This is a genomic window from Vreelandella venusta (assembly GCF_007989605.1).
GTDB lineage: Bacteria > Pseudomonadota > Gammaproteobacteria > Pseudomonadales > Halomonadaceae > Vreelandella > Vreelandella venusta.
Genome location: NZ_BJUL01000008.1, coordinates 233,142 through 243,922 on the forward strand (window position 1 = coordinate 233,142; position 10,781 = coordinate 243,922).

A 10,781-nucleotide genomic window follows, 5' to 3' on the forward strand; every position below is an offset into this window, starting at 1 on the left:
GAGCTATCTCTTGAAGAACCATGCTTTCATTACATCGGTAATCTGAGTGATGTCGGCGTCGGTAGCGATATAAGCGGGCATGGTGTAAAGCCAGCGGCCGATTGGGCGCAGCCACACACCACGCTCGCGGGCGAACTGCCCGACACCTTTCAGCGTTTCGGCGGAGTGCGCTTCAATCACTGCAGTGGCACCCAGCACTCGTACATCGGCCACCGCTGGGTGGGCGTTCAGTGCGGCGTCGTCAACTAGCGCTCGGCTAAGCTGTTGGCTGAGAGCTGCAATCTTATCCAGGTAGCACTCCTCTTCAAACACGCGCAGGCTTTCCAGCGCGACGCGGCAGGCTAGTGGATTGCCCATAAAGGTAGGGCCATGCATAAAGGCATGGTTGGCGCTGTCGCCAACAAACGCATCGTGAACGCGGTCGTTGGCCAGGGTTGCTGCATGGCCCAGGTAGCCGCCGGTTAGTCCTTTAGAGAGCACCATAATATCCGGTGTTACGTCAGCATGATTGGCGGCAAACAGCTTACCCGTGCGGCCAAAACCGGTAGCCACTTCATCAAAAATCAGCAACACGCCAAACTCGTCGCATAGCGCACGCGCTCCGCGCAGATAGCCAGGCGAGGTCATATTCAGCCCGCCTGCCGCCTGGAGTAACGGCTCCATTAGTAGGGCGGCAATCTCATGATGATGCTTCTCCAACACGTCGCGCAGCGCCGCTAAATCGTCGGCGACCTGTTCCGGCGTGGCGTTAAACGGTGCGCTGGGTGCGGGGGCGAAATGGTGTTGGGGCAGCAGGCTGGCGAACAGGCTGTGCATGCCCTCTTCAGGGTCGCATACCGCCATACAGCCAGTGGTATCGCCATGGTAGGCCTTCATTAGCGAAAGCATCTTACACTTTTCCGGGTGGCCGATGAGTACTTGGTACTGCAGGGCCATTTTCATCGCCACTTCCATCCCGACTGAACCACTGTCGGAGTAGAACACGTGATTAAGGCCGTCAGGGGTGATGCGCACTAGCTCTCGAGCAAGCTGGTCGGCGGGGTCATGGGTGAGGCCACCGAGCATGACATGGCATAGCTCGCCTGCCTGTTCACGAATGGCGGCGACTAAACGCGGGTGGCTGTAACCATGAATCATGCACCACCAGGAGCAGGTCGCGTCGAGCAGGCGCTCGCCGTTTTCCAGCGTAAAGTGACTACCGCTGCCGCCGACCACTTTAGGTGCTGGCGCTTGGGTTTTGAGATGGGCATAAGGGTGCCAAACGGGAGAACTCATAAAGTGGCTTCCTGATTCAAAACTGAGGTGTTGAGCAGCGCGGTTAGTGAAAGCGCACGGCATGCATGAACGGCATCGGCGGTGGCTAAATGAGGAATAATGCCCAGACATGGCGCGTTAAGGGTGTTTTTAAGCAGGTCGATGTTAGCGTCAAAGCGTGCTGTATCAGCGGCGAATTCAGGGTCCACTACGCTGCCGACCCAGCCCGCAAGGGTTAGGCCATCGGCAGCGATCGCTTCTGCGGTAAGCCGAGCATGATTAAGACAGCCGAGCTTTAGTCCCACGACCAGAATGACGGGCAGCTGCATTATCCGCGGTATATCGGAAAAGTCGTCGTGCTCATTAAGAGGCACACGCCAGCCGCCAGCGCCTTCGATAAGAGTTAAGTCGCGCGGCATGTCGTTTAGGGTGGCGCTAAGCGAGGCCACTACGCTATCGACGTTAAGCGCGCGCCCCGCCTCGCTGGCGGCTAGATGGGGCGCAATCGCGGGCGCAAATGTCCACGGGTTAACGGTGGTGTAATCGACGGGGGGAGCGCTCTGTTGTTGTAGCGCCAAAGCGTCGCTATTGCGCAGCCCATCCGCCGAGATGTGGCTACCAGAAGCAATCGGCTTAAGCCCCAGCGTGCTGAGCTGCTGCTGTTTGGCAGCGCACAGCAGCGCGCTGGTGGCCAGGGTTTTACCCGCATCGGTATCGGTGCCGGTCACGAAATAGACGGTCATGGTGATTTTTCCAAGTGCAGGGTGATGCAGTGGTAGCTAACGGGGAGCCCCTGGGGTTCTCGTAGCGTGTCAAAACGCTGGCGGGCGGCGACTAGGTCTCGGCGGGTAAGACGTGCCTTGGGACGCGCCACCTGGGCGCCTACCCCCTTGATTGAGTCCATGACGGCAGTGAGATCGGGGTAGTAAAACCGCCGCCATTCGGTGATGCGATCAACCAGCGTTAAGCCGCTTAGGGTAACTGCGTGTTCAAGTGCCTGGGCATTTGGCGTTTGCAGTAATGCCTCCGGGCGCTGCCAAGCAGAGGCGACTTCTGCCAGCGTGCCGGGTAAGAGCGTCGTAAGATGCACTTGGCCGCCAGCGGTAAGCACTCGTTGAAGCCCGCGCATAACCGCATCGATATCGCGGCACCACTGAATGGCGAGGTTGGAAAATATCAGGTCAAAGGTGGCGCGCTCAAAAGGCAGCGCAGCGGCATCGCCTTGCTGCCAACGAATATGATGGCCATAGCGCGCTTGGGCGTGAGCGAGCATGCCTGGGGCAATATCCAGCCCAGTGACGTTGGCATGGGGAAATTGAGTGGCTAGTCGTTGCGTCCAGACGCCGGTACCACAGCCAAGGTCGAGTATGTTGTCGGCACTAGGCGGAAGCGATGACCAGAGCGTTTCCCCTATCTGGCGCTGAGCGCTGGCCAGCGCATCGTAGCGGGGGGCCGCGCGAGAAAAAGCGTGGGCGACTTTTGCCTGCCAATTTGGCGCTGGCGTTGCCGTTAGGTACATACGTGCTCCTTGGCGACCAGGGCAGCCTGGGAAGCGATGGTCGCGACCAACTGGGCTGGTTGGGAAAGCATCGGGCAGTGCCCCGCGTGGGCAAGGTTGATTGCCTGAGTGCGGGTGCTGGAAGCCACTAGTGGATCGTGCTCGCCCACTAGTTGAATGACCGGACAGGGCGTCTCTTGCAAAAGCTGAGTGTTATTCAGGGTGGCAAGCCAGTGGAGCCCTTGGGACAGCGTGCTAGTCGTAGCGCTGGGGGTGTCACCCAAGATGGCCCGTAGCTGTTGGTGGGCGTGGCGCGCGTTAGGTTCGCCCTGGGTTTGCCAGCGTAAGAAATGTCGCCAGGTAGCAACGGGATCACGGAGGAAAGCGCGCTGAAAGCTGGCAAGCTCGGCTTTGCTAACTCCGTCATCGCTACAAAATTGCCCGCCTGTGCCAATCAGCACCAGGCCACGTGGCGCAGGCAGCTTATCGAGCAGCGCGCTGGCTAACAGCCCGCCCAACGACCAGCCGACCCACACAGCGTCGCTGGGTAGTTGGTCGGCCATGGCGCTGGCAAGGGTATCCAGGGTGGTCGGATCAGCTAGGGCGGGGGTGTCACCATAGCCCGGCCAATCCACCGTGTGCACCTCAGTATGGGAGGGCCAGTGATGTTCCAATGGCTGCCAGATGCGCTGATCGATCCCCCAGCCCGATAGCAGCACAAGACGTTGAGGGGCGTCTAGGCGAGACATACTGCTTCCTCACGCTGACAGGCGCTCAGCCCTTCCATAAGCCGATCAATATCGCTTAGAGAGTGGCGGGCACTCAGCGTAATGCGCAGCCGTGCGGCACCATTGGGCACCGTGGGTGGACGAATCGCCCCGACGTGAATACCCCGTTGGGCGAGCTTAGCCGCCCAAGCCATAGTGCGTGGCTCGTTGCCAAGTAGCAGCGGTTGAATAGGCGTATGAGAGTCGGCAAGGGGCAGCCCTAGCGCCTGGGCCTGCTGGCGGAAATAGTCAATATGGCGCTGGAGCAGCTGGCGATGTTCGGGTTCGCGTTGCACGATGGTCAGCGCTTCCAGGGTCGCTGCGGCAATGCTGGGGGGCTGGGCCGTGGTATAGATATAGCTGCGAGCAAACTGAGTGAGGTGGTCGATCAGCGCAGCGTCACCGGCCACAAACGCGCCAGCGGTACCCAGTGCCTTGCCCAGGGTGCCGACCAAAATAGGCACCGCTTGGCTGTCGAAGCCTGCCACACAGCCGCTGCCATCAGCGCCTAACACGCCCAGTCCGTGAGCGTCATCAATCATTAGCCAGGCGTTGTGTTGCTGGCTGGCGTGGGCAAGAGTAGCAATATCGGCAACGTCGCCATCCATGCTGAACACGCCGTCGCTGACCACCAGCTTATAGGGGGCAGAACTGCGCGCTAACAAGCGTTCAAGATCTGCGCTATCGCGGTGATGAAAGCGTCGCGAGCGGGCACCGCTTAACGTTGCCCCATCCAGTAACGAGGCATGATTTAACCGGTCTTGAAAAATGGCGGTATTTGAATCGGCGAGTGCTTGCAACACGCCAAGGTTAGCCATATAGCCGGTGGAAAACAGCAGTGCACGCTGCCGTCCTGTCCACTGAGCCAGGGCGTCTTCCAGTGCGTCGTGGACTGACAAGTGGCCGCTGACCAAGTGCGACGCGCCTGCGCCTGCGCCAAAGCGGCGCGCCCCCTCTGCCTGGGCAGTTTGCACACGTGGGTCACGCGCCAGCCCGAGATAGTCATTGCCAGCAAAGTCCAGCGTGCCAAGGGTGGTCACCCGCCGGTGCCGCCAACGCTGTTGATCAACACGCTGCTGGCGGGCGCTGGCTAGCCGCTGCTGCCACGCGTCAGACACTGGCATCTACCGCCAATGCTGCTGCCCGCTCTGCCTGGGCGCGCTGCTGAGCTTGTTGAGTGAGTCGCTCGGTGTGAGTGACTTCATCTTCGCAGGTATCACGACGCTCTGGGTGCAGGCCTAATTTTGCAAATAGCGCGCGGTCGCGGTCTGCTTGAGGATTGCCGGTGGTGAGTAGTTTGTCGCCGTAGAAGATTGAGTTGGCCCCCGCCAAAAAGGCCAGTGCTTGCGTCGACTCGCTCATCTGCTCGCGGCCAGCGGAAAGCCGCACATGGCTTTGTGGCATCATAATCCGTGCCACCGCGATGGCGCGGATAAACTCAAGCGGGTCTAGATCTTCGATGTTCTCAAGCGGTGTGCCCGGTACCTTAACCAGCATATTGATGGGCACGGACTCTGGGTGCGGTGATAACTTGGCCAACTGCTGTAACAGCGCGCTGCGGTCTTGCGCGCCTTCGCCCATGCCTAAAATGCCGCCGGAGCATACTTTCATGCCCGCTTCACGCACAGTGGCCAGGGTATCTAGGCGGTCGCTGAAAGTGCGGGTTGTGATGATTTCAGGGTAAAAGTCGGGGGAGGTATCCAGGTTATGGTTGTAGTAATCCAACCCGGCAGCCGCCAAACGGCTGGCTTGATCACCGTCGACCATGCCTAGCGTCATACAGGTTTCCAGCCCCAGCGCTTTTACTTGGCGAACCATCTCTTCGACCAGTAGTAAATCTTTGTCTCGCGGGCTGCGCCATGCCGCGCCCATACAGAAACGGCTAGCGCCGGCTTCTTTGGCCGCCTTGGCCTGGGCAACGACTTTTTCGATTTCCAGCAGCTTCTCTTTTTCGAGCTGGGTATTGTAGTGACCGGACTGCGGGCAATATTTGCAGTCTTCTGGGCAAGCTCCCGTTTTAATCGACAGCAGGGTCGAGACCTGCACCGCGTTAGCATCAAAGTGGGCGCGGTGAACTTGCTGAGCTTTAAATAGCAGGTCGTTAAAGGGCAGCGCGAACAGAGTATTAATCTCTTCCAGCGTCCAGTGGTGGCGCGGGGCGGCGGCATTGAAAGCGGTGGCGGTCACGGGTAAACCTTTTTTCTTTTGAAAGTTGACGAGACTCTAGCGGCGTTACGCTTTTGGTGTCAACTATTGTAGTTATGTTGGTTTACTACGCTTGATTTTAGACAGCGAGGGTTCGTCATGGTGGTCGGGCTGCTTTATACTCGGCGCCCTTTGTTAACCGTCTTTTGTTAATCGCCCTTTATTAATCGCCCTTTATAAATTGGAGCGCGGATGTCTGACGCTACGTCACAGCCCCCTGAGTCTGCTTCATTGACTGACTACGACCCCGCTACGGGGCATCCGCGCCCACCTCGGCGTGAATTTAAAGCACGGGGTAGTTTTGTCACACGCTGTGAAGGGTGCAATCTTCCTGAACTCAACTGCCTGTGCCCTTACCAGGTGAAGGCCGACAGCACCGCTCAGGTGTGGCTGTTGACCCACTCTATAGAACACTTTAAGCCGACCAATACCGGACGGTTAATTGGTGATGTGTTGACACAAACCCGAGTGTTTACCTGGTACCGCACCGCGCCGGACGAAGAGTTAGCCGCGCTGCTTGAAGATCCACGCTACGCGCCTTTTGTGATCTTCCCGGATGACCAGCCCGACTACGCGGACCGTGTGGTGGACATTAAAGCGGTGCACGCTGTGAAGCAGCAGGGGTGTATTCCGGTCTTTGTGATTTTAGATGGCACTTGGCGCCAAGCGCGACGAATGTTCCGCAAGAGCCCTTATCTGGATGCACTGCCGGTACTGCCGCTGCGCACGGAGCGGGAAACACGCTATCGGCTACGCAAACCTGCCTCAAAAGCGCACCTGTGTACGGCAGAGGTTGCCATTGAGCTGCTGCGCCAAAGTGGTGATGAAAATGCTGCTGATGTGCTAGACGATTACTTTGATGTATTTAACGATAGCTACGCCGAGAGCCGCTTTTATCGCAAAATTGCTGAACCAACCGCTGCCATGCAGCGGCTATTAGATCGAAAGGGTTAGCGCTGGGCACCAGGTAGCCAGCGAAGCATCACTTTGCGTACCCAGTACCAGCGGTTAATCAATAGGGCGGTAAAAATCAGGCTACAGCCAAGCAGCTGTAGCAGGGTCATGGTTTCGCCAAACCACCAAGCGGCGAATAGGGCAGTCCACACCGCTTCAAGCATTAAGATAACCGCCGCGTGGCTAGGTGTAGTCATGCCCTGGGCTTTGATTTGCAGGAAGAAGCGCAGCGAGCTTGCCAGCAGCACGCTGGCTATAAACCAGCCCAGAATTGAGGGGCTAAGCGCGAGCGGCTGATCCTCGACGACCAAGGATAGGCCGGTCAGTACGCTGCCCACCGAGAGCAACTGTAGTGTGGTGAGCGGTAGCGCTGGCACGTTGCGCACCACGCGAGTATTGACGTTGATCAGTAGCGCGAAGCAGAGCGCCGCGCAGACCATTAGCAATTGACTAGCTTCTACTTTGAACCCTGCGTTTAGCGACAAAAGGGCAAAGCCCAGTAGCGCTACCGGGAGGGCGATCCAGGTAGAGCGTGGCGGACGGTCGCCAAACAGCAAGCGTGCTACGACGGGTACCAGCAAAATCCCCAAGCTGTTGATAAACGCGCTTTCACCCAGGTGATCAGAGTAACTTAACCCCAGAATCCAGAAGGCTATCGCGACGCTGAACAAAAAGCCTACCAGTACGCCGCGCCTTATCCTGCGCGCGGGTAAGCGTCTTAGAGCAGGCCAGGCGAAGAGTAGAAGTATCAGTCCTGCCAGCAAAAAGCGCGTGCCAATAAACAGCAACGGCGGCATACCCGCTAACGCTTCTTTAGAAAAAATCCATCCGCCAGCGGCTACCACTGTTACCAGCAATAGCAGCGCATCGGCTTGCCATGGCGCTTGCTTGATCGTGCTCACGCAGTGCCGCTACCGAACAGTGCACCGGCAATCCTAAAGCCTGCTACCCAGGTACCCACCGCAGAGCCTAATGTTGCCAAAATAAACACCAGCAGCGTGCGGGAGACGCGATTTTTCCACCAACCTTTGAGCTCGGTGACATCATGGCGTAGTGTCGAAAAGTCGCGCACCTTCGGTTTGCGCATATAGAGCTCGACCCCTGCAGCGACAAAGCCTGCACCAATAGTGGGGTTAAGCGAAGTCAGTGGGGCGGCAAAGAAGGTGGCAATCACCGTCACAGGGTGCGCAAGAGCTGCTATCGTCGCGCCGCCGGATAAAATACCATTGATTAAAAACCACTCAATGACCAACTGCCAGCCAAGCTCAGTGTTACGCGAAAAGCCGATCACAAAGCCAGTGATAACCAGTGCGGTAATCAACCAAGGGGCTGCTTTCCAGAGTTTAGACGGTGGTGGCGTTGCCTCCAGTGACTCACGCTCAGTGGTAGGATTTTCAGGAAGCGGTGCTTCCAGGTGTTCACCGGTGCCTTTTAAATGCCCGGCTCCCAGCACCACTAACACGTTTTGGTAGCGCCCAGGCGGCGCTTCTTCAGCTAAACGCAGTGCCATATAGCGGTCGCGTTCGCGAATAAGCGGGGTATAGAGTGCCTCTGATTCGGCAGCAAATTCGCTGAAAGTGGCTTCCAGCATATCGCCTTCTTTGAGCTTTTCGATGTCCTCTTTGGAAACATCCTGGCGCGACATAACGCTGCCAATTAGCCCCGAAAATAGCGAGAAGCGTTGCCACCAGGGGACATTACGGTAAATGCGTTTTAATGTAATGCCAACGTCACGATCGACCAACATTAAAGGCAGCTTACGGGTACGGCACTCTTCTACTGCCGCACGCATTTCAGCGCCAGGCTGAATGCCTGACTGTTCGGCGATCCGCTGCTGAAACGCACCCAGTGCCAGGCTGGCCGCGACCATGCCTGCTTTGCCTTGTTTAAATACTTGAAAAAGATCTTGTTCCCCCATGGCATCGGGGTTGTCCATGCTGTGATGACGTGCGTCACATAGCTCAATGGCAACGGCATCGTAAGTGCCACTGTCGATTAACTGGCGAACGTCATCGGCACTTTCGGCAGAGACGTGAGCGGTGCCGAGCAGGGTATAACGGGTGCCGCCAACGGTGACGGTTTTTAACGGGCCGCTGGTCTTAGGCTGCGCGTTGGGTTCTTGCGCCAGCGGTGTTGCATCGTCATGGATCATTAATGTGTCTCAATTTGAATAGAAAGCATTGATACGTGTTTAACGACGCCAGAAGGCGGGTGTAAATAGCACAAGTACCGTGAAAATTTCCAAGCGGCCCAGCAGCATCGCGAGCACCAAAATCCACTTGGCTAGGCTGGGCAAGTCGCCGTAATGGCTGCTAGCTTCGCCTAGTGCCGGGCCTAAATTATTTAATGCAGAGCCAACGGTTGACCAAGCGGTAACTTGGTCAACACCTGTTGCCATAACGCCCACCAGCATCAAGAAAAATAACATGACGTAGGCTGAGAAAAAGCCCCATACCGCCTGGGCGATGCTGTCGGGAACACTAACTTTACCCACTTTAACGGCAATCACTGCGTTGGGGTGAATAAGCCGCATGACTTCACGCATACCCTGCTTCAAGATCAGAATAATGCGGATTACTTTCATGCCGCCCGCTGTCGATCCGGAACAACCACCTACAAAGGCGGCGACAAACAACAAAAACGGTAACGCACCCGGCCAGCCTGAAAAGTCGGCAACTGCAAAGCCCGCAGTGGTGGCGACAGAGACGACTTCAAAGAGCGCATGTCTCAGACCTTCAACATCGTCGTAGGTGTCCGTGAGCCACAAAGTAATCACGGTGATCGTGGTTAACCCAGCAAGAAAAATCATTAAAAAGCGTGCTTCAGGATCCTGAAAGTAGTGCAGCAGACGCTTTTCACGCCAAGCAATAAAGTGCAGGCTAAAGCTGAACGCTGAGATCAGCATAAAGCCAACGCAAATCAGCTCAATGGCGGCACTGTCAAAATAGCCGATGCTGGCATCATAGGTCGAAAATCCGCCAATCGCGACGGTCGAGAAGCTGTGTCCCAAGGCATCGAACCAGCTCATTCCCGCTAACATGTAAGCGACCATACAGGCCAGCGTTAGCGTTGCGTAGATGTACCACAGTGCTTTAGCGGTTTCGGTAATTCGCGGTGTTAGCTTTGAATCCTTTAACGGCCCAGGAATTTCAGTACGGTACAGGGCCATTCCACCAACACCCAAGGTGGGCAAAATGGCCACCGCTAACACCACAATCCCCATGCCGCCTAACCACTGCAATTGCTGGCGATAGTAAAGGATGGATTCTGGCAGAAAATCGATGCCAGTAATGACGGTTGCACCGGTCGTGGTTAGCCCAGAAAACGATTCAAACACCGCATCGGTGACACCGAGTGAACCTTCACCAAACAGCATCAGTGGTAGCGAGCCGAAAAGTGCCAATACGGTCCAAAACATGGCCGCAATAATGAAACCGTCGCGAATCCGTAGCTCTTTGTGGGCGCGACGATTGGGTAGGAAAAGCAGTAAGCCCGTTATCACTGAAATGGCGATACCGCTCATAAAAGCGTGCCAAACACCATCGCGAAACCAAAGCGATATCAGCATGGGTGGCAACATGGTGAGGCTAAATAGCATCAACAGTAGCCCTAAAATGCGTAGTATGACCCGCAAACTCATAGCAGTGGTTGCCTCATAGCGGTGGCCTGTTTTCTTGAAGAGCGTTGCCTAGAAGGCCATTGCCTAGAAGAACGTTAATCCCACTTGGAACAGCCGCTCCACGTCACGAATGCGCCGCTTATCAATCACGAACAGAATGACGTGGTCGCCGCTCTCTACCATCACATCGCCATGGCCAATGATGACCTCTTTGCCTCGCACAATGGCACCTATGGTGGTGCCTTCAGGCAGGCTGATCTCAGCAATGGTACGGCCGACCACCTTGGACGACTGCTTATCACCGTGGGCGATTGCTTCGATAGCTTCCGCAGCGCCACGGCGCAGTGAGTGCACGTTGACAATATCGCCTCGGCGGACGTGGGTAAGCAGGCTGCCGATGGTCGCTTGTTGGGGGGAAATGGCGATATCGATTTCGCCCCCCTGAACCAAGTCCACGTAGGCCGCGTTGTTAATCAGCGTCAGT

At 56.7% G+C, this 10,781-nt stretch carries 11 protein-coding genes; 1 reads left to right on the forward strand and 10 read right to left on the reverse strand.

Annotated features, from left to right (window positions below; genetic code table 11):
• Positions 1-3: 3 nt before the first annotated feature.
• The 6 genes from bioA to bioB are packed head-to-tail and all read right to left on the reverse strand — an operon-like array spanning position 4 to position 5,706.
• Positions 4-1,275: an adenosylmethionine--8-amino-7-oxononanoate transaminase gene (gene bioA, locus HVE01_RS11585; RefSeq protein WP_146944238.1), complete on the reverse strand. Its 1,272-nt coding sequence runs from the start codon at positions 1,273-1,275 to the stop codon at positions 4-6.
• A complete protein-coding gene (gene bioD / locus HVE01_RS11590; RefSeq protein WP_146944240.1) occupies positions 1,272-1,997 on the reverse strand; it encodes a dethiobiotin synthase in 726 nt (241 codons plus the stop codon). The genes bioA and bioD overlap by 4 nt, the downstream gene beginning before the upstream one ends.
• On the reverse strand, positions 1,994-2,773 hold the full coding sequence (gene bioC, locus HVE01_RS11595; protein WP_146944242.1) for a malonyl-ACP O-methyltransferase BioC: 780 nt from the start codon (positions 2,771-2,773) through the stop codon (positions 1,994-1,996). Before bioC ends, bioD begins: the two co-directional genes overlap by 4 nt.
• On the reverse strand, positions 2,764-3,501 hold the full coding sequence (locus HVE01_RS11600; protein WP_146944245.1) for an alpha/beta fold hydrolase: 738 nt from the start codon (positions 3,499-3,501) through the stop codon (positions 2,764-2,766). The genes bioC and HVE01_RS11600 overlap by 10 nt, the downstream gene beginning before the upstream one ends.
• Complete coding sequence (bioF, locus tag HVE01_RS11605) at positions 3,489-4,643, reverse strand: 8-amino-7-oxononanoate synthase (RefSeq protein ID WP_146944247.1); 1,155 nt, start codon at positions 4,641-4,643, stop codon at positions 3,489-3,491. The genes HVE01_RS11600 and bioF overlap by 13 nt, the downstream gene beginning before the upstream one ends.
• Entirely contained in the window at positions 4,630-5,706 is a 1,077-nt protein-coding gene (bioB, locus tag HVE01_RS11610; RefSeq protein WP_146944249.1) for a biotin synthase BioB, read from the reverse strand. Before bioB ends, bioF begins: the two co-directional genes overlap by 14 nt.
• A gap of 210 nt (positions 5,707-5,916) precedes the next feature.
• Between bioB and HVE01_RS11615 the strand changes: the two genes are divergently transcribed.
• Complete coding sequence (locus tag HVE01_RS11615) at positions 5,917-6,678, forward strand: tRNA-uridine aminocarboxypropyltransferase (protein WP_146944251.1); 762 nt, start codon at positions 5,917-5,919, stop codon at positions 6,676-6,678.
• Here HVE01_RS11615 and HVE01_RS11620 read toward each other — a convergent pair.
• From HVE01_RS11620 to HVE01_RS11635, 4 genes are all read right to left on the reverse strand, one after another.
• Positions 6,675-7,580, reverse strand: a complete 906-nt coding sequence (locus HVE01_RS11620) for a DMT family transporter (protein WP_146944253.1) — start codon at positions 7,578-7,580, stop codon at positions 6,675-6,677. The two genes, HVE01_RS11615 and HVE01_RS11620, sit on opposite strands and share 4 nt — an antisense overlap.
• The gene (locus tag HVE01_RS11625) at positions 7,577-8,830 is read right to left on the reverse strand and encodes a TraB/GumN family protein (RefSeq protein WP_125745582.1); all 1,254 of its coding nucleotides are present in this window, start codon (positions 8,828-8,830) and stop codon (positions 7,577-7,579) included. Before HVE01_RS11625 ends, HVE01_RS11620 begins: the two co-directional genes overlap by 4 nt.
• A gap of 39 nt (positions 8,831-8,869) precedes the next feature.
• Positions 8,870-10,318 (reverse strand): TrkH family potassium uptake protein, encoded by a 1,449-nt coding sequence (locus HVE01_RS11630; protein ID WP_089039158.1) that lies wholly within the window; start codon positions 10,316-10,318, stop codon positions 8,870-8,872.
• Positions 10,319-10,381: 63 nt separating this feature from the next.
• A partial coding sequence (locus HVE01_RS11635; protein WP_286365163.1) for a TrkA C-terminal domain-containing protein occupies positions 10,382-10,781 on the reverse strand: 400 nt, incomplete at its 5' end.

Excerpts from the sequence above, each read along its gene's own strand:
- bioA (WP_146944238.1), bottom strand. The coding sequence starts at position 1,275 with ATGAGTTCTCCCGTTTGGCACCCTTATGCCCATCTCAAAACCCAAGCG.
- bioD (WP_146944240.1), bottom strand. The coding sequence starts at position 1,997 with ATGACCGTCTATTTCGTGACCGGCACCGATACCGATGCGGGTAAAACC.
- bioC (WP_146944242.1), bottom strand. The coding sequence starts at position 2,773 with ATGTACCTAACGGCAACGCCAGCGCCAAATTGGCAGGCAAAAGTCGCC.
- HVE01_RS11600 (WP_146944245.1), bottom strand. The coding sequence starts at position 3,501 with ATGTCTCGCCTAGACGCCCCTCAACGTCTTGTGCTGCTATCGGGCTGG.
- bioF (WP_146944247.1), bottom strand. The coding sequence starts at position 4,643 with ATGCCAGTGTCTGACGCGTGGCAGCAGCGGCTAGCCAGCGCCCGCCAG.
- HVE01_RS11615 (WP_146944251.1), top strand. The coding sequence starts at position 5,917 with ATGTCTGACGCTACGTCACAGCCCCCTGAGTCTGCTTCATTGACTGAC.
- HVE01_RS11625 (WP_125745582.1), bottom strand. The coding sequence starts at position 8,830 with ATGATCCATGACGATGCAACACCGCTGGCGCAAGAACCCAACGCGCAG.
- HVE01_RS11630 (WP_089039158.1), bottom strand. The coding sequence starts at position 10,318 with ATGAGTTTGCGGGTCATACTACGCATTTTAGGGCTACTGTTGATGCTA.